Below are 16,956 nucleotides of genomic sequence, written 5' to 3' on the forward strand. Positions count from 1 at the left end.
TGCAGCCTACCGGCTCAGATGAGCCCGCAGCGCCGAGGTCAGGTCGGTGAGCGCCACCTCGCTGCCGCCGCCGAGGGGGAAGAAGTTGGCGAAGCCGTGCGTCAGCGATCCGTACTCACGCAGGTCCACCGGGACGCCCGCGGCCGCGAGCGCCCCGGCGTAGGCGGCCCCCTCATCGCGCAGCGGGTCGAACCCCGCGGTCAGCACCAACGCCGGCGACAGTCCGCTGAGATCGGTCGCGCGCAGCGGGGCCACCCGGATATCGGTCGGCGAGATATCGGCGCCGCCGATGTAGTGGTGGTTGAACCAGTCGATATCGGCCTTGGTCAGGAAGTAGCCGTCGGCGAACAGCGTCCGCGACACGGTCTCGCCCCCGGGGTCGACCATCGGGTAGATGAGCAGCTGCAGGACCGGCAGTGCCACCCCGGAGTCTCGGGCGGCCTGGGTGACGACCGCGGCGAGGTTCCCGCCGGCGCTGTCCCCGCCGACGGCCACCCGATGCGGATCGGCGCCCAGCTCGTCGGCGTGTTCCACCGCCCAGCGATAGGCGGCGATGCAATCCTCGCCGGCGGCCGGCGCCTTGTGCTCGGGAGCCAGCCGGTAGTCCACGGACAACACGTGCACGCCGGAGTCGTGGCAGATGCGACGGCACAAACCGTCGTGGGTGCCGAGGCTGCCGACCACAAACCCGCCACCGTGCAGGAAAACCAGCAGCGGCGCCCCGGGCTCGGCGGCGTAGTGGCGGACGGTCAGCTCACCGGCCGGTCCCGGGATGGTGAAATCCCGCACCGGCACGACGACCGGCGTGCTCAGCGCGGCGGCGACGCTGTCGAGCTGCTTCCTGGCGACCACGACATCGTCGCTGGCGACGAGGCCGCCCACCCCCGAGACCCGCTGCGCGTTGAGCATCAGCTGCAGGGTGGTGTCCAGCGTGTTGCCCTCGATGGTGACCGAACGCCGCCCCAACAGCACCCGCTTGACGGGATCCGGGATGCGCGCCATGACCGGCAGCGACAGCCTGCTGGCGACATTGGCGAACTTCAAGCGGAACGGGCTCGGATTCTGCCGTGCTGGCAGACTCTGCGTCATGACTGGCCTTTCGAATCCCACACTGTTGCTCAACGACGGTAATTCCATCCCCACGGTCGGGTTGGGAGTTTGGCAGACCCCGGCCGAGGAGACCCGCCGGGCGGTCGAGGCCGCCCTGGCGACCGGCTACCGGCATATCGACACCGCGGCGGCATACCGGAACGAAACCGAGGTGGGCCAGGGACTCACAGCCGCCGCCGACAAAGGTGTGGCACGCGAAGATGTGTTTCTCGTCACCAAACTGTGGAACTCCGAGCACGGATATGACAAGGCGCTCAAGGCGTTCGACGGCAGCGCCGAGCGCCTCGGCGTCGACTATGTGGATCTGTATCTGATCCACTGGCCGATGCCCGAGGTCAACCAGTTCGTCGACACCTTCAAGGCGTTGGCCGCATTGCGTGACGAGGGCCGGGTCCGGTCCATCGGCGTCAGCAATTTCGCGCCCGAACATCTGCGAACCCTGGTGGAGGGCACCGGCATCGTGCCCGCGGTGAACCAGGTCGAATTGCACCCCAGGTTCCCCCAGCAGGAGTTGCGGGAAGTGCACGCCGAGCTGGGTATCGCCACCGAGGCGTGGAGCCCACTCGGGCAGGGCGCGTTGCTGAGCGACCCCACGGTGGTCGCGGTGGCCGAAGCGCACGGCAAAACCCCAGCCCAGGTCTTGATCAGATGGCATCTGCAGCTGGGTAATATCGTCATCCCGAAGTCGGTGAACCCCGACCGGATAGCGAGTAACTTCGACGTGTTCGATTTCGAGCTGACCGCGCAGGACATCGAGTCCATCGCGACACTCGAGGACGGCACCCGAATGGGCCCCGATCCGCGGACCTTCAACTGGACAGGCTAGGTAGACATGACATCGGCAGCTGCGGCGCCAAACATCGGCTTGAGCGATGAGAACACCATCCCGGCTCTCGGCATCGGAGTGGGCGAGCTCTCCGACACCGAAGCCGAGCGCGCGGTCGCGGCCGCGTTGGAAGTCGGTGTCCGCCTTATCGATACCGCAGCTTCCTATGGCAACGAGGCGGGCGTGGGCCGGGCCATCGCGGCGTCGGGTATCCCGCGTGCCGAGATCTTCCTCACCACCAAGCTGGCCACCGAGGATCAGGGTTTCCAGGCGTCGCAGGACGCCGCGCGCGCCAGCCTGGAGCGTCTCGGCCAGGAGTACGTCGACCTCTACCTGATCCACTGGCCCGCCGCCGCCAACGGCAAGCATGTGGACAGCTGGGGTGGCCTGATGCGCATCCAGGGCGACGGACTCACCAAGTCCATCGGTGTCGCGAACTTCACGTCCGAGGACCTGTCGACGATCATCGACCTGTCCTTCGTGGTGCCGGTTGTCAACCAGATCGAGCTGCATCCCCAGCTGGTGCAGACCGAGCTGCGCGCCGACCACGCCGAGCGCGGCATCGTCACCGAGGCCTACAGCCCGCTGGGTGTGGGCAAGCTGCTGGACAACCCGACGGTCATCTCGGTCGCCGCCGAGTACGGCAAGACGCCGGCGCAGGTGCTGATCCGCTGGAACCTTCAGCAGGGCAATGTGGTCATCCCACGGTCGGCCTCACCGGAACGCATCGCGCAGAACTTCGACGTGTTCGACTTCGAGCTGGCGCAGGAGCATCTCGCGGCGCTGACCGGTCTCGATGACGGGACCCGGTTCCGCCCGGATCCGGCCACCTACACCGGCACGTAACGCGCTTCTCTGCGCGAGCAGACACATATGGCCCCCAGAACCGAGGTTTCGGGGGCCATATGTGTCTGCTCGCGGGGTCACGAGACCTGCGCTGGCACCTTCTTGGTCTGCGCCGCCGAGACCGTCAGCGCGGCACACGCACTCAGGCCGGCGATGACGAAACACAGTGCGGTGTACCAGAGGCTGCCGACCGGGTCACCGTTGTCGGTGACGCCGTCGACCGCCCCGAAGTAGGCGGGCAGCGCGGTCACCCACAGCACGGCCATCACGGCCAGATAGCCGACGCCGAAGCGGACCATGAGCGGGTTCGCGTAGCGCGTCTCGGTGGCACCGGCCGGTGTATTGCGCAGCCGCTGCCACTGTTTGACCAGCACCGGCACCGCGACGACGGCGATCACCACGAGTTCCAGGGCATAGACCACACCCATCACCGTGAAGTTGGTGAACGACCCGATGATCGTCGCGGGCGCGGGCAGCAGCACCGTGCCGATCGAGGCCAGCACGCCGATGACAATGGTCCGCCACACGATCTGCCATCCGGTGAAGCGTCGCCCCCGGTCGGCGTGGCGGCCGATGAAGAACTGCACGCAGAAGGCCAGCGACATCGGCCACAGCGCGGCGAACACCACGACGCTGGGCAGCGGCACCGAGTCCAGGAACGGCTGGTTCATCGGGTGATCCAGCGTCCACTCCCACCAACGCAGTTGCGGGCCCAGGTGATCGAAGATCTCGTAGAACGCGTGATGCACGAAGCCGACACACACCGCCCCGACCAGGGTGCCGTAACGGCGAAACACGCCAAGGGTTCTCACGATCTCGAAGGCGATCGTTGCCATCATGGGATAGATCGCCACGATGTAGAGCGGCAGCCGTCCCCACAGGAAGTCGACGGTGAACACGTTGTGCGCGAACATCGTGTCGACGTACTCGGCGATCCCGAACTGCGCCGGAAAGTACAGTGGCGGTTCGATGATCAGTAGATAGGCGATGGCGCCGAACCACAGCGCGATATTGGTGGCGTCACCGTGGCGGCGGAGCCGGATGACCGCGTACACCAAGGCCAGAATGGCGCCGGCGATGACCGTGAGTTCCAGCACCGGCAGCGTCCAGTTCTCCAGACCGAACGGGCTGCGCAGTTCCACCAGCCCGCCGGCCTCCGCGCAGGAGAAGCCCAGACGTTCGGCGAGTTGCTCGAACGTCGGTGCACACAGGTCAGACATCGGCTGCCTCCTTGTTGGCGCTGTACCACTTGGTGACGTCGTATCCGGCGTCGAACCGATCGAACCATTGCGCGGCCAGCGCGGGCAGCTTTTCGTGTTCCGGGTTGTGCCCGGGGATCTGGCTGCGCACGATGCCGGCCATCGCGGCGGCCATCTCCCGCTTGGGCAGGTGGGCGAACGCGTTGGCGAGCGGCCCGTAGTTGGGGCGACGACCGATGCGGGTGAGGAACTGGTTCTTGCGCCGCTCCAGGGCGAAGGTCGACACCGCGTCGACCTTGCGGACCTCCAGCGGGATGTGCTCGTTGAAGCCGTCGCAGGCCAACCGGACCACGTCCATGACATGTTTGAAGATCGAGGGCGCCACCCGCATCCGGTACCACGGGTCGTCGACGAGCCCGTCGTAGATGATCAGCGCGGAACTGCGGTGCTCGACCTCTTCGACGAAGTGCCAGAGGAACAGCGACGCGACGCGGTCGTCGCCGGGGGCGAACAGCGTGTCGTCGTGGTCGAGCATGAGCTTGAAGACCGGCGTGAACGTGGCTTCGAGATCGGCGGTGTAGGCCAGCCGGTACTTGAGCGGCTTGGTCTCCACGAGATCGTCGAAGGCCGCAATCACCTCGTCGAGGGTCTCCTTGAGCGCCGGGTAGGCCTTGATCAGACCGCGGGCGTGCTGGCGGTGGGCCATCGAGTGCTGGCCCTCCTGGCGGGTGAAGGCGTCGGCTTCCTCGGCGATGACCGGGTCGGTGATCAGCGGTTTCGCCTCTGCCATGGTGGTCACGATCATCTTCTCGAACGCGATGGCCAGAAACGACACCGCGTTGGCCATCGCGGAGAACGCCGGGTTGGTCTCATTCCAGAGGAACGGCACGTCGTGGTCGGCGAAGCCGAACCGCATCTTGCGCACTTGGAGGTTCGTCATGCCCGGGAAACTATCACACGATCATACGCTTCTACGTCTAACTGTATGATCGTAGCTGCGTGCTACCGTCGCGTACCGCCGAGAGGAAGATGGCCATGGCACGCAGGCGCGGGTGGGGCGGTAACCCACCCGAGACCGATGAAGAGGCCACCCAGCGCATCATCACGGCCGCCGTCGACCTGATCAGCGCCACCGGATCGGCCGTATCCCTGGCCGAGGTCGCCAACTCGCTGGGCATCATCCGCCAGACCGTCTACCGCTACTTCCCCACCTCCGACGCCCTGATGCGCGCGGTGGCCATGGGTTCGGTCGATGCTTTCCTGGACCGTCTGGCCGACAGCGTGCGCGGTCTCCATGACCCCGCCGACGCGCTCACCCAGGGCACCCTGTTCACCCTCGACGAGGTCAGCCGGACCCCACACCTGGGCATCCTGCTCTCAGAGTCCTACCCGCACAACCACAGTGAGGACCTCACCTCCGAAGAGGCGCGCGCCATCGGGATGCGCATGGTCGACCGCTTCGATGTCGACTGGGCCGCGCACGGCTATGACGACGCCAGCCTGCAGGAGCTGGTGGAGTTCACACTGCGGATCATGCTGTCCTTCTTCGTCGCCCCCAACGACACCCACCGGTCGCCGGCGGAGCTGCGAAAATTCCTGCGGCGCTGGCTCGGTGGCGCGGTGGCCGCCCAACGGCTGGAACAACCCTCCGGCAGCTGAGCCGCTTGCCTTATGGTTAGCGCGTGGAAGGGACGCCGTTCGGCCGATACCGCCTGGTGAAGGTGCTGGGCCGGGGCGGTATGGGCGAAGTCTGGCAGGCCTACGACACCGCGATGAACCGCGTGGTGGCGTTGAAGGTGCTGCCCGCGAACCTCGCCGACGACGACACCTACCAACGCCGTTTCCGCCGCGAAGCACAAATGGCCGCCGGCCTCGACGAACCCCATATCGTCCCGATCCACGACTTCGGCGAGATCGACGGACGCCTCTACGTCACGATGCGGTTGATCGACGGCAAGACCGTGCACGAACTGCTCGGGACCGGCCCACTGCCACCCCAGCGGGCCGTCGGCATCACCGAGCAGATCGCCGCCGCCCTGCACGCCGCGCACCGCGTCGGGCTGGTGCACCGCGACGTGAAACCGTCGAACATCCTGGTGACCGACGAGGACTTCGCCTATCTCATCGATTTCGGGATCGCCCGCGCCGCCGGGGCCACCAAACTGACCAGCACCGGTTCCACCATCGGCACGCTGGCCTATATGGCGCCCGAGCGGCTGTCCACCGACACCTCCGACGCACGCGCCGACGTCTACGCCCTCACCTGCGTGCTGCACGAGTGTCTGACCGGATCGCAGCCCTTCCCCGGCGACAGCGTGGAACGCCAGATCGCCGGCCACCTCACGCTGCCTCCGCCGCGGCCATCGGCCCTGCAGCCCGGGGTGCCCACCCAGCTCGATCGGGTCATCGCCACCGGCATGGCCAAGAATCCCGAGCATCGGTATGCCAGCACCCGGGATCTGGCGACCGCCGCCCGTGCCGCCACGGCCCCGCCGGTCGCCCACGCCCATCAGCCCACCGCGACTTCCTGGCCGACACCCGTTCCTTATCCCCCTTCGGGTAACACGGCGGCCCCGCAGCAACAGCACTGGCCGTCCGCGCCCGGCCCGCACTGGCAGCAGCCGATGCCGCCCAGCCGGCCGTGGTGGCGCGGCCCGGCGGTCCTCATACCGATCGGCCTGCTCGGGGTCGCCGGTGTCGTCGCCGTCGCCATCACCCTCGTCGTGACCGGCCGCTCCGAGAGCACCACCGGCCAGCAAGTCGCCACCCAGCGAACCTCTTCGGTCCTGCCTACGAGTTCATCTGCGCCGCAGACGAATTCGACCGCAGCGCCCTCCACTCAGGTCGGCATCCCAGCCCAGCTGCAGTCCGCCGAGGGGCTGGCCGCGCTGTTGCAGTCGCTGCGCGACAAGTTCGGTGACACCATCGGTTACCAGTTGGCGGTCTACCCCACGCACGCGGTGATCGAGCGCGCGGACCCGGCCAACTCACACGTAGCGCACAGCTACATCCACCGAGGCGACGGTTGGCAGGAGTGGGGTTCGCCGTCGAGCACGAGTTCGTTCGACCACCTTGCAGACCTCGGCGGCTTCGACGCTCCCGCCGTGACTGAAACGCTGGCAGATGCTCCGCAGACCCTGGGCGCGCCACCAGACTCCGGGACCTACCTGCTCGTGGAGGGCGCCGAGGGCGGCGGCCTGGAACTGGCCATCTACTCCACCGCCCCGGGAACCGGTTTCATGCAGGTGAATCCGGACGGCAGCATCAAACAGGTGTTCCCCCCGTGACCGCCACCGGCCAACCCCGCCGCATGCTGCGCAAGGACGCCGAACGAAATCGGCAGCGCGTGCTCGAAGCCGCGCGGGAGCTGTTCGCCCAACGAGGGTTGGAAGCCACCCTCAACGACGTGGCCCACCATGCCGATGTCGGGGTCGGCACGGTGTACCGGCGCTTCGCCACCAAGCAGGAGTTGCTCGACGCGATCTTCGAAAGCGCCATCGACCAGATCGTGACGCTCGCGGAATCCGCTCTGGATCACGAGAACTCGTGGGACGGCTTCGTCTGGTTCGTCGAGCAGCTCTGCGAGCTGACCGCGACCGATCGTGGCCTGCGCGAGATGGTCTACAGCACGGCCTATGGCGGCTACCCGGTCGAATGCGCCCGTCTGCGCCTGGTTCCCCCGATCTCCAAACTCTTCGAACGCGCCCGAACCGACGGATATCTGCGTATCGACGCCCACCACACGGATATGCCGATCCTCGGCATGCTGGCCGGCACCGTGAGTGAATGGGCCGGCCACGTGGAACCCGAGCTCTGGCGCCGGTACGTCGCACTGCTCCTCGACGGTCTGCGTCACCGCGACGGTCAGAGCCGGCTGCCCGTGGACGCGCTCGACGACGATCAGATGAACACCGCGATGCACGGCTGGCAGCCGGCAGGCTGAAACTCAGGGCCTCAGCAGAATTCGGGCCAACTCGGTGGTCGTCTCGACACCGTCCTCGTATCCGCCGGCGCCGCCGAGACCGTTCATCACGGCCAATGTGTAGCGCTGCCCCGGGCCCGCGAAGCCGACGGAATTGACCACCCAGCCGCCTTGCTCCTGCGACCAACCGTTCTTGTTGCCGGGACTCATCGCCGCACCGGCACCCCACACACCCCACTGCTGCGAGTCGTCCACCCGCTGCATCTCGGCGACCACCGCTGCCGCGTTGGCCGGCGTGAGGCCGGTGAGCACATAGTTCATCAGCGCGTCGAAATCGTCGGCGGTGCCCTTCTGGAAGCCCCAGTACGGATAGACGTCGCCGAACCCTGGTTGGGGCCGCACGCTTTTCATCCCGTAGCGCGCGAAGTTCGTGTTGAACACATTCGTCGTCCCGCCGTAGCGTGACCACAGCGAGTCCGCGGCCGCATTGTCGGAACGGCGCAGCATCGCGGCCATCTGTTCCCGGTCGGTGGCGGTGAGACGGAGCACGCCGGCCTGTTCGCGACTGAGCAGGTCAGCCACCATCGCCAGCTTGATCGTCGACGCGGTCCAGATCGGCGTCCCCGCTGCGGCACTGCGATAGCGCGCGCCGGTGACACGATCGCGCAGCACGAACCCGACCGTCCCCGGCCGGGTGGCGACGTACTTTTCGGCGACCGTAATGCGCTGTTGCAGCACGCATTGCGGGTCCGAGGCGGCGCATTCCGCCGAGGCCACCGGTGCCACGGTCAGGCTCGCGGACAGCATCCAGACCGCCACCAGGGTCCGCGCGCGTGTCACCGCAGCGCGCTGTCGAGGGCGTTTCGCAGGTCCTCGGCGCGCTGGACGACGATCTGCTCACCGTCGACGAAAAACGTGGGGGTGCCCATCACACCCAGCATTTCGCCGTCACGCTGGTCGACCCGGATGCGCTCCAGTGTGGCCGGGTCATCGTAGGCGGCATCGAAGGCCGTCATATCGAGGTTCAGATCGGCGGCGAAGCCGCGGAATACGTCGTCGGCGGGGATGCGCCGCTCGCCCCATTCAGGCTGTGTGTCGAACATCTTTTTGTACATCGCTTCGAGTTGACCCTGCTGTGCCGCGGCTTCGACGGCGCGCGCGGCGCGTTCGCCGTTGAAGTGGCCGGCCAACGGGAAGTACCGCAGCACGAACTCGACGCGGTCACCGTAGTCACTGCGCAGTTGCTCGACGATGGGATAGGCGGCCCGGCAGCCCTCGCATTCGAAGTCGAGGAATTCGACGAACGTCACCGTCGCGCCCTGCGGATCGTTCAGGCGGTGGCTGCTGTCGCGTACCACCTGCACCGCGCCGGTGTCGACGGTCTCGGCGGTGCGGTCACCCCCGCCCCGGGTGGCCAGCAGCACGACACCTACCGCCAGGATCGCCAGCACGGCGAAGGCGGTCACCCAGGCGCGGCCGGCGCGGGTCTTCAGCACGGCGTCCCTTCCCCGATGCACGGCTCGCGCCGCCCCGCACGGGCGTTGACGTGCATCTACGTAGTTACTACGTAGAATGCTAGCGCAACGGCACTTCGACAGATGGCGGGATGACTGGGATGAGGCGGGAGACATCGGCAACGGCGATACTGGCCCTGCTGACCGTCGTGGCGGTCGCCTTGGGGTTGAGTGCCTGCACCACAGCACCCACAGCGCCGCAGGCACAGACGGTGATCGACAAGGGCACGCCGTACGGGGACCTGTTGGTACCGAAACTCCAGGCGTCGGTCACCGACGGCGATATCGGCGTGTCGGTCGAACAACCGGTGACCGTGAGTGTCGAGGCCGGTGTGCTCGGTGAGGTGACACTGGTCAATGCCCAGGGCCGGGTCGTCGAGGGCGAACTGAGCGCCGACGGAGTCTCCTGGCGATCCGCCGAACCGCTGGGCTACAACAAGGAATACACGCTCGATGCCGACGCCTATGGCCTGGGCGGGGTGACCCACACCAGCGCGACTTTCGAGACGCACTCCCCGGAGAACCTGACCATGCCCTACCTCATGCCCGACGACGGCGCGGTGGTCGGTGTGGGCCAGCCCATTTCGGTGACTTTCGACGAGGTCGTCCCGAACCGGGTGGCCGCACAACGTGCCATCTCCGTCACCACCACCCCGGCGGTCGAGGGTGCGTTCTACTGGCTCAGCGGCCGCGAGGTCCGCTGGCGCCCCGCACAGTACTGGAAGCCCGGCACCACGGTGGAGGTGCAGGTGAAGACCTACGGTGTGGATCTGGGCGACGGCCTGTTCGGCCAGGATGACGCCACCTCCCGATTCACCATCGGCGATGAGGTCATCGCCACCGCCGATGACGCCACCAAGACGCTGACCGTGCGCGTCAACGGCGAGGTGGCCAAGACCATGCCGATCTCGATGGGCAAGAATTCCTCCCCCACCGACAACGGCACCTATATCGTCGCCGAACGCCTCGCGGACATGGTGATGGATTCCTCGACCTACGGCGTGCCGGTGAATTCGCCCGACGGGTACCGCACCGAGGTCAAGTGGGCGACCCGGATGTCCTACAGTGGGATCTTCGTCCACGCCGCTCCGTGGTCGGTGGGCAGTCAGGGCCGGGCGAACGTCAGCCACGGCTGCCTCAATGCCAGTACCGAGAACGCGAAGTGGTTCTACGACAACACCAAACGCGGAGATATCGTCGAGGTGGTGAACACCGTCGGGCCGACGCTGCCGGGTACCGACGGTCTCGGTGACTGGAACATCCCGTGGGAGCAATGGAAGGCGGGCAACGCCGCCGCCTGATCCGCCTGATCCTCAGTGATGACAGATCAGGTTGATGACCAGCGGTGCGCCGGCCATCGCGGCGATGGTCGCCCACGCCAGCAGTCGGTGACGCTGCAGACTCCCGCGGCCGGCCGGCACGAGTAACCGATTGGCACGCACCGCGATCGCGCTGGCGCCGACCGCCAGGCCCGCCGGCTGCACCGGCCCGGCCAGCTCGAGCATTCCCGCGACCAGCGCCCGACTGCCGTGCCGCCGGGCGGCGGTGTCATCGGCGCACATCTCCAGCAGCTCGCCCACCGCCGCGGCACCCCGCGGAAAGAGCGGCAGGCGCGGCAGATGCGCGGCCAGCGCCCGCAGGACCATCAGCACCTGGTGATGACGGCCGGCGATGTGCGCGTCCTCATGAGCGAGCACCGCGTTCAACTGCGGGTCGGTCAGCCGGTGTACCGCAGCGGTGGTCACCACGATGGCGTTCGGACGGCCGACCACGCAGTACGCGGCGGGCCGTTCGGCGTTGAGCAGAAAGACGCCCGGACGGTCGGTGGGCAGGCCCACGAGCCTGGCGGCGTGCGCATGGTGATGGCTGCGCGAGCGCAGGCCGAGCACCGAACGACCCACCTTGAGTCCCACGATCCCCGACAGGATGACGCCACCGGCGATCACGATCAGCAGACCCGGCAGGCCGGGGGTGGCGACCTGTTCGGGAATGCCGAGCAGCTCCAGGCAGACCACGAACACCGGTGAATCCGGAAGCCCGCGAATACCGTTGACCACGACAAGGGATATCGCGACCGCCCAGGACACCAGCGCGCCGACGATCGCCGTCAGCCACGCCGTCACACCCAGTTGCGGGTTCAGCCCGCCGCGGGTAAGCCGGGACAGCAGCGGCGGCGCCAGCCAGGTCACCAGCGCCCCGTAGGCCAGCAGGCAGATCGCCGCGGTCATCGACGGCGCTTCTGGGTGCCGGACGACCGCAGTGCCGCCTTCAGTTGCGCGGATTCGTCGGCCGACATCTGTTCGACGAAGAACGCGAGTACCGCCTCGGGCTTGCCACCGGCCTCGAACGCCGCGCGCATCATGTTGGCCGAGCGCTCCTCACGGGTCATGGTGGGCCAGTAGCGGAAGGCCTTGCCCTCGCGCTCGCGGCGCACCCAGCCCTTGCGATGCAGATTGTCGAGCGTGGACAGCACCGTGGTGTAAGCGATCCGGCGGGCGTCGGTCAGCTCCTCGAACACCTCACGCACGGTGACACCGTCCGCACGGCCCCACACCCGATCCATCACGGTGGCTTCGAGGTCACCGAACCCTCGCTGCTGCATACTCGCCTCCCGCCGGGGCCTCGTGCCGGTTTGCGCGGCGCCGGCCTGAGTACCCAATCTAGCGCGAAATCGGTTCGCATATTCGGCACCGGTTTGCTACGCCGGTGGCCTAACCTCCAGAAGATGGGGAACTGGGAACACCAGATGCAGTTCGGTGTGACCACGTCCGGGGGCCCATGCGCCACCGAGCAGATCGACGCCGTCACTACCCTGATCGACAGAGTCCCTCAATATCTGCTCTGGTACCAGGATTTCGCGTCCGCACCGCCGAGCAGAGAGCTCGATGCCGTCGCGAGGCTGGGCGCCCACCCCGTCATCACGTGGGAACCGTGGACGGGTGCCGACCGCGGGACCGACACGATGTGCCGATTGATTGCCGGCGCCTTGGACGAATATGTGCACGAATGGATCAGCGCGCTGCGAGATTGGCAACGGCCGGTTTATTTGCGATTCGCGCACGAGTTCAACGGTGACTGGTATCCCTGGAGCCCCGCCGGCGGCACTGCACCCGACGCTTATCTGTCGGCGTGGCGTCACGTGCACGACATCTGCACCGACACCGGCGCGACGAACGTACAGTGGATGTGGTGCGCGGATGCGGGCACGCCACACCAAAACCCGCTCGCTGCTTGGTATCCCGGCGATGAATTCGTCGACTACTTCGGGGTGGACGGCTACAACTGGGGCACAACTCGGCCCGGCACCATATGGCGGGAGGCCGCGGATATCCTCGCTGACGCATTAGCGCAGACGGTGATCCTGGCCGCGGGCCGACCCGTACTGATCGCGGAGGTCGGCTGCGCCGAATCCGGTGGCAGCAAACCGAACTGGATCCTCTCCTTCGTCGACTACGTGCGCCACCATCCTGACGTGGCGGGTTTGATCTGGTTCGACCATGACAAGGAAACCGACTGGCGGATCGGCAGCACACCGCAGTCGGCGGCCGCGATGCGCAGTGCGTTGAGGGGGCGACGATGAGCGATCCATCCTTCGGAACCCGCTTCGTGCTACCAGCCGAGGTGGAAGCCGACCGGGTACACGCGGTAGATCAGCTCTATCTGCTGGACTCGCCCCCCGAGGACCGGTTCGCCAGGGTCACCAGCATGGCGCGTTGTGCGCTGGGCGTGCCGATGGCGGCGGTGTCCTTGATCGCCGCCGACCGGCAGTGGTTCAAGCAGGCCGATGGCCTGAACCTCGACGGCAGCATCCCGCGCGATCAGACGATCTGTCAGGCCACCATCGCCCGAACCTACGATGACGATCTCGATCCCCTGCTCGTCATCGAGGACACCCGCCTGTCCGAGTTCGCCGAGCTGCCGGCGATCCGCACCGAAGGCGGTATCCGGTTCTACGCGGGGTATCCGCTGCGTGGCCCGGGCGGCCACGCCGTCGGCACCCTGTGCGTCTATGACACCCGACCGCGGACGCTCGACGCCGGGCAGCGGCGCACCTTCGTCGAGCTGGCGGGCTGGGCGGAACGCGAACTGCACAGTTCCGATGATCTGGAACGCGCCGCCGCCGTCCAGCGTCAACTGCTGCCACCGCCGCTCGCCGATCTGCCCGGCTATACGGTGCACGCGCTGTGCATCCCGGCCTTCGCGGTAGGTGGTGATTTCTACGATCACTACCAAGTGCCCGGCGGGGTGGTGTTCACCATCGCCGACGTCATGGGCAAGGGCCTGGCCGCGGCCATCCTCACCGCGACGGTGCGCTCCGCGCTGCGCGGGGCGTCCCGTGCGGTGGATCGATCGGGTGCCGACGCGGACATCGCCGACGCGGTGAACGCGGTGGCCCAACAGATCTCCGACGACTTGAGCTGCACAGACAGCTTCGTGACGCTGGTGCATCTGATGCTGCGCCCCGAGGGCGGCGTGCTGGACTACGTCGACGCGGGACACGGTTTCGCACTCCACGTTCGCGGCGACACGACGGTGGCGCCGTTGCCCGGCAGTGGACTTCCGCTGGGCGTGGTCCCGGACGAGATCTGGACATCGCGACGGGTGCACCTCGCGCCCGGCGAGAGTGTCGTGCTGGCCTCCGACGGCGTGCTGGACCTGATCAGCGACGGGTGCGACATCGGGCCCGCCTTGCAGTTCGTCGCCGAGCATGCCGATCCGGGCGAGTTGTGCGCCCAGATCCGCGCCTTGTCGGCCGCTCACCCGGCGCTCGACGACGTGACCCTTGTCGCCATCCGCCGGGAGCCGCTGCCATGACGCACCGCCTTCCGGACGCCGAGATCGGCCGATACCCGTCACCGTGGCTGCGTCTGCTGATCGTGTGCACGGCACTGCTGGGAGTCAACTACATCATCTGGCGCTGGACGTCTTCGCTGAACTGGTCGGCATGGTGGATAGCGGTGCCACTGGTGCTCGCCGAAACCTACAGCGTCATCGACTCGTTGCTGTTCGCCACGACGATGTGGCGGATGCTGCGCCGCCATCCACCACCACCTCCACCCGAGGGCGCTACCGTCGATGTGCTGATCACCACCTACAACGAGCCCATCTCGATGGTGCTCGACACCGCCCGTGCCGCCCTGGCCATCCACCACCCACACAGCACCTGGATCCTCGATGATGGCAACCGGTCCGAACTTCACTCCGCGGCAGTGGAACTCGGTGTCGGCTACGTCACCAGATCAGCCAGCTGGGATGACAAGCCCCGCCACGCCAAGGCCGGCAACCTGAACAACGCGCTGTTCGAGACGGACGGCGAGTTCATCCTGGTGCTGGACGCCGATCAGGTGCCCGACCCCCGGATCCTGGATCACACCCTGGGATATTTCCGTGACCCGCGCATGGCACTGGTGCAGACACCGCAGTACTTCCACAACGTGCCCTTCAGCGATCCGCTGGGCAGTCAGGCACCGTTGTTCTACGGACCGATCCAGCAGGGAAAGGACGGGTGGAACGCCGCCTACTTCTGCGGATCGAATGCGGTGCTGCGACGCGAGGCGTTGATACAACTCGGGATCCGCGGCTATGTCCAGGCAGTCGAGGATGGCATCAAACGCACCCTGTACGCGGCCAGGAAGATGCTCAAGACCGCCGCGTCGCAGGCAGATTCCGATCACCCCGCAGTGCGGGCGGCGCTACAGTCGGTGCGCGAGGCGACCGCCGACGCGCGCAGGCAGCTGCGCGACAAGCGCGAACTCGCCGATATCACCTACGAGTTCCAGCAGCGCGTGGATGCCGCCGCACGGTCGGTGGTCGACGCGGATGTCACGGCGATGCGCGCCGATCTGGAGGTGATCACCGCGCTGCGGGACGATCCCGAACACACGTCCACCGCAGTCATCTTCGACGACGCCGCACTCACCTCGCTGGCGGGCCGCGAGTGGTCACCGCTGGGTGCCATCGAATCCATCGGGGCCATGGTCCGCGCCGTGGACGTCGGACGCGACGACGAGGCGCAGCCCATCCTGCCGATGGCCACCATCTCGGTGACCGAGGATATGGCCACCTGCATGCGACTGCACGCGCAGGGCTGGAAATCGGCGTATCACCACGAAGTGCTGGCGCGCGGCCTGGCACCCGACGATGTGCGCACGATGATGACCCAGCGCCTGCGCTGGGCTCAGGGCACCGTGCAGGTGATGCTCAAGGAAAACCCGCTGGTGCAAAAGGGATTGAGCATCGGGCAGCGGCTGATGTATTGGGCCACCATGTGGAGCTACCTGGCGGGTTTCGCCGCGCTGGCCTTTATCGCCGCACCCGCGATCTACCTGATATTCGGGATCATGCCCGTGCAAGCCTACAGCTGGGACTTCTTCGGTCGGCTCATTCCCTTCCTGATCCTGAACCAGCTGATGTTCATCATCATCAGCCGTGGCACTCCGACCTGGCGGGGCCAGCAGTACAGCCTCGCGCTCTTCCCGGTGTGGATCCGGGCGTGCGTCACCGCGTTCCGCAACGTCTACTTCGATCGGCCGCTGGGGTTCGCGGTGACTCCAAAGACGAAGCAGTCGGTCGATTCCGTCCCATGGCACCTTGTGAAATGGCAACTGGCAGCGATCGTGCTGCTCGCGGTGGCATCGGTGATAGGCATCGTGCAGTTGTACCTCGGCGCCATTTCGGTGCTGGGAGTCGGTGTCAACCTTTTCTGGGTGCTCTTCGACGTGGTCATCCTGAGCGTGGTATTCCAGGCCGTTCGATACCGGGGTCACGAACCCGAGGCCCCTGACCGAGAAGGAGTTTCATGAGCAAGTTCCCCGTGCGCACCGAGTCGTCCGGAGTCGTCGTGGTCAAGCCGGCGGGACGTCTCAACATGGTCGCCGCGCCCACGCTCCGCAAGGAACTGCACGCCATCGTCGAGGGTGGACAGACCCGCGTCGTCGTCGACCTCAGCGAGGTCGACTTCATCGATTCATCCGGCCTGGGCGCCCTGATATCCGGGTTGAAGGTCGCGCGACAGGCCGGCGGTGATTTGCGTATCGCCGCGCCCACCCGTCAGGTGACCACTGTCCTTGAGCTGACCAATCTCAACCGGGTGCTGCGCGCACATCCCGACGCCGGCAGCGCCTTCGATGACTGACCCCGACGAGCTGGTGCTGGACACCGTCACCGGGCCGGACACCTTGGCGGCCATCCAACAGGCCCTGGACACGGTTTGGGAGCATCACGAGATTCCGGAAATGGTGCGCCTGCACATGGATTTGGCGGTGGGCGAGATCGGCGCCAACATCGTCGAACACTCCGGCGACGGGCAGCCAGTACACCTGCGGATGACCATCGAACTGACCGCCGACACCATTCGCGCCGAATTCACCGACGACGGGCACCCCACGCCCATGGATCTGAGCCGATTGCAGATGCCCGACGAAATGTCCGAGCGGGGACGCGGACTCGCGATCGCCTACCGGGTACTCGACGAACTGTCCTACCGTCGCGACGCAGACGGTAATCATTGGACGCTGGTGCACAGCCGCGCGGAGTGAG

The 16,956-nt window shown here is 66.8% G+C and carries 18 protein-coding genes; 11 read left to right on the top strand and 7 right to left on the bottom strand.

All coding sequences use genetic code 11. The features are described 5' to 3' along the window. Positions 1-6 precede the first annotated feature (6 nt). A complete protein-coding gene (locus EXE63_RS03845; protein WP_168140879.1) occupies positions 7-1,089 on the bottom strand; it encodes an alpha/beta hydrolase in 1,083 nt (360 codons plus the stop codon). On the opposite strand from EXE63_RS03845, the gene EXE63_RS03850 reads away from it, so the two are divergent. Both EXE63_RS03850 and EXE63_RS03855 read left to right on the top strand, forming a co-directional pair. Next, positions 1,088-1,936, top strand: coding sequence for an aldo/keto reductase (locus EXE63_RS03850; protein ID WP_168140880.1), 849 nt, complete (start codon positions 1,088-1,090; stop codon positions 1,934-1,936). The two genes, EXE63_RS03845 and EXE63_RS03850, sit on opposite strands and share 2 nt — an antisense overlap. A 6-nt stretch (positions 1,937-1,942) precedes the next feature. Then, positions 1,943-2,782 carry an aldo/keto reductase gene (locus tag EXE63_RS03855; RefSeq protein WP_168140881.1) on the top strand — a complete coding sequence of 280 codons (840 nt, stop codon included), beginning with the start codon at positions 1,943-1,945 and terminating at the stop codon, positions 2,780-2,782. Positions 2,783-2,859: 77 nt separating this feature from the next. On the opposite strand, the gene EXE63_RS03860 is transcribed toward EXE63_RS03855, so the two are convergent. Further along, positions 2,860-4,002 (bottom strand): hypothetical protein, encoded by a 1,143-nt coding sequence (locus EXE63_RS03860; RefSeq protein ID WP_168140882.1) that lies wholly within the window; start codon positions 4,000-4,002, stop codon positions 2,860-2,862. Then, complete coding sequence (locus tag EXE63_RS03865) at positions 3,995-4,921, bottom strand: metal-dependent hydrolase (protein WP_168140883.1); 927 nt, start codon at positions 4,919-4,921, stop codon at positions 3,995-3,997. Before EXE63_RS03865 ends, EXE63_RS03860 begins: the two co-directional genes overlap by 8 nt. A gap of 95 nt (positions 4,922-5,016) precedes the next feature. Between EXE63_RS03865 and EXE63_RS03870 the strand changes: the two genes are divergently transcribed. The 3 genes from EXE63_RS03870 to EXE63_RS03880 all read left to right on the top strand — a co-directional run bounded on the left by EXE63_RS03870 (position 5,017) and on the right by EXE63_RS03880 (position 7,924). Continuing rightward, positions 5,017-5,640, top strand: a complete 624-nt coding sequence (locus EXE63_RS03870; RefSeq protein ID WP_168140884.1) for a TetR/AcrR family transcriptional regulator — start codon at positions 5,017-5,019, stop codon at positions 5,638-5,640. Positions 5,641-5,720: 80 nt separating this feature from the next. Further along, on the top strand, positions 5,721-7,268 hold the full coding sequence (locus EXE63_RS03875; RefSeq protein WP_436277765.1) for a serine/threonine-protein kinase: 1,548 nt from the start codon (positions 5,721-5,723) through the stop codon (positions 7,266-7,268). A 23-nt stretch (positions 7,269-7,291) separates the two neighbouring features. Beyond that, entirely contained in the window at positions 7,292-7,924 is a 633-nt protein-coding gene (locus tag EXE63_RS03880) for a TetR/AcrR family transcriptional regulator (protein ID WP_210000578.1), read from the top strand. A gap of 3 nt (positions 7,925-7,927) precedes the next feature. On the opposite strand, the gene EXE63_RS03885 is transcribed toward EXE63_RS03880, so the two are convergent. Both EXE63_RS03885 and EXE63_RS03890 read right to left on the bottom strand, forming a co-directional pair. Beyond that, positions 7,928-8,710, bottom strand: a complete 783-nt coding sequence (locus EXE63_RS03885) for a serine hydrolase (protein ID WP_168145380.1) — start codon at positions 8,708-8,710, stop codon at positions 7,928-7,930. A 29-nt stretch (positions 8,711-8,739) separates the two neighbouring features. After that, entirely contained in the window at positions 8,740-9,399 is a 660-nt protein-coding gene (locus EXE63_RS03890; protein WP_234904355.1) for a DsbA family protein, read from the bottom strand. A 119-nt stretch (positions 9,400-9,518) separates the two neighbouring features. Between EXE63_RS03890 and EXE63_RS03895 the strand changes: the two genes are divergently transcribed. Next, on the top strand, positions 9,519-10,718 hold the full coding sequence (locus EXE63_RS03895) for a L,D-transpeptidase (RefSeq protein WP_372513139.1): 1,200 nt from the start codon (positions 9,519-9,521) through the stop codon (positions 10,716-10,718). 12 nt (positions 10,719-10,730) lie between these two features. Here the strand turns inward: EXE63_RS03895 and EXE63_RS03900 are convergent, their stop codons facing one another. Continuing rightward, entirely contained in the window at positions 10,731-11,645 is a 915-nt protein-coding gene (locus EXE63_RS03900) for a M56 family metallopeptidase (protein ID WP_168140889.1), read from the bottom strand. Next, positions 11,642-12,019, bottom strand: a complete 378-nt coding sequence (locus EXE63_RS03905) for a BlaI/MecI/CopY family transcriptional regulator (protein ID WP_168140890.1) — start codon at positions 12,017-12,019, stop codon at positions 11,642-11,644. The genes EXE63_RS03900 and EXE63_RS03905 overlap by 4 nt, the downstream gene beginning before the upstream one ends. Before the next feature lie 144 nt (positions 12,020-12,163). On the opposite strand from EXE63_RS03905, the gene EXE63_RS03910 reads away from it, so the two are divergent. Genes EXE63_RS03910 through EXE63_RS03930 form a run of 5 tightly spaced genes read left to right on the top strand, consistent with a single transcriptional unit; the run spans position 12,164 to position 16,955 of the window. After that, positions 12,164-12,997, top strand: coding sequence for a glycoside hydrolase family 26 protein (locus EXE63_RS03910; protein ID WP_168140891.1), 834 nt, complete (start codon positions 12,164-12,166; stop codon positions 12,995-12,997). Beyond that, positions 12,994-14,232, top strand: coding sequence for a PP2C family protein-serine/threonine phosphatase (locus EXE63_RS03915; protein ID WP_168140892.1), 1,239 nt, complete (start codon positions 12,994-12,996; stop codon positions 14,230-14,232). The genes EXE63_RS03910 and EXE63_RS03915 overlap by 4 nt, the downstream gene beginning before the upstream one ends. Beyond that, a complete protein-coding gene (locus EXE63_RS03920) occupies positions 14,229-16,220 on the top strand; it encodes a glycosyltransferase family 2 protein (protein WP_168140893.1) in 1,992 nt (663 codons plus the stop codon). The genes EXE63_RS03915 and EXE63_RS03920 overlap by 4 nt, the downstream gene beginning before the upstream one ends. Then, positions 16,217-16,552: an STAS domain-containing protein gene (locus tag EXE63_RS03925; protein WP_168140894.1), complete on the top strand. Its 336-nt coding sequence runs from the start codon at positions 16,217-16,219 to the stop codon at positions 16,550-16,552. The genes EXE63_RS03920 and EXE63_RS03925 overlap by 4 nt, the downstream gene beginning before the upstream one ends. Next, entirely contained in the window at positions 16,545-16,955 is a 411-nt protein-coding gene (locus EXE63_RS03930) for an ATP-binding protein (RefSeq protein ID WP_168140895.1), read from the top strand. Before EXE63_RS03925 ends, EXE63_RS03930 begins: the two co-directional genes overlap by 8 nt. Position 16,956: the final 1 nt, after the last annotated feature.

Source organism: Mycolicibacterium frederiksbergense (assembly GCF_012223425.1).
GTDB lineage: Bacteria > Actinomycetota > Actinomycetes > Mycobacteriales > Mycobacteriaceae > Mycobacterium > Mycobacterium frederiksbergense.

Excerpts from the sequence above, each read along its gene's own strand:
- EXE63_RS03925 (WP_168140894.1), top strand. The coding sequence starts at position 16,217 with ATGAGCAAGTTCCCCGTGCGCACCGAGTCGTCCGGAGTCGTCGTGGTC.
- EXE63_RS03875 (WP_436277765.1), top strand. The coding sequence starts at position 5,721 with ATGGGCGAAGTCTGGCAGGCCTACGACACCGCGATGAACCGCGTGGTG.
- EXE63_RS03900 (WP_168140889.1), bottom strand. The coding sequence starts at position 11,645 with ATGACCGCGGCGATCTGCCTGCTGGCCTACGGGGCGCTGGTGACCTGG.
- EXE63_RS03880 (WP_210000578.1), top strand. The coding sequence starts at position 7,292 with ATGCTGCGCAAGGACGCCGAACGAAATCGGCAGCGCGTGCTCGAAGCC.
- EXE63_RS03905 (WP_168140890.1), bottom strand. The coding sequence starts at position 12,019 with ATGCAGCAGCGAGGGTTCGGTGACCTCGAAGCCACCGTGATGGATCGG.
- EXE63_RS03930 (WP_168140895.1), top strand. The coding sequence starts at position 16,545 with ATGACTGACCCCGACGAGCTGGTGCTGGACACCGTCACCGGGCCGGAC.
- EXE63_RS03885 (WP_168145380.1), bottom strand. The coding sequence starts at position 8,710 with ATGCTGTCCGCGAGCCTGACCGTGGCACCGGTGGCCTCGGCGGAATGC.
- EXE63_RS03915 (WP_168140892.1), top strand. The coding sequence starts at position 12,994 with ATGAGCGATCCATCCTTCGGAACCCGCTTCGTGCTACCAGCCGAGGTG.
- EXE63_RS03865 (WP_168140883.1), bottom strand. The coding sequence starts at position 4,921 with ATGACGAACCTCCAAGTGCGCAAGATGCGGTTCGGCTTCGCCGACCAC.
- EXE63_RS03870 (WP_168140884.1), top strand. The coding sequence starts at position 5,017 with ATGGCACGCAGGCGCGGGTGGGGCGGTAACCCACCCGAGACCGATGAA.
- EXE63_RS03860 (WP_168140882.1), bottom strand. The coding sequence starts at position 4,002 with ATGTCTGACCTGTGTGCACCGACGTTCGAGCAACTCGCCGAACGTCTG.
- EXE63_RS03920 (WP_168140893.1), top strand. The coding sequence starts at position 14,229 with ATGACGCACCGCCTTCCGGACGCCGAGATCGGCCGATACCCGTCACCG.
- EXE63_RS03850 (WP_168140880.1), top strand. The coding sequence starts at position 1,088 with ATGACTGGCCTTTCGAATCCCACACTGTTGCTCAACGACGGTAATTCC.
- EXE63_RS03895 (WP_372513139.1), top strand. The coding sequence starts at position 9,519 with ATGAGGCGGGAGACATCGGCAACGGCGATACTGGCCCTGCTGACCGTC.
- EXE63_RS03855 (WP_168140881.1), top strand. The coding sequence starts at position 1,943 with ATGACATCGGCAGCTGCGGCGCCAAACATCGGCTTGAGCGATGAGAAC.
- EXE63_RS03910 (WP_168140891.1), top strand. The coding sequence starts at position 12,164 with ATGCAGTTCGGTGTGACCACGTCCGGGGGCCCATGCGCCACCGAGCAG.
- EXE63_RS03845 (WP_168140879.1), bottom strand. The coding sequence starts at position 1,089 with ATGACGCAGAGTCTGCCAGCACGGCAGAATCCGAGCCCGTTCCGCTTG.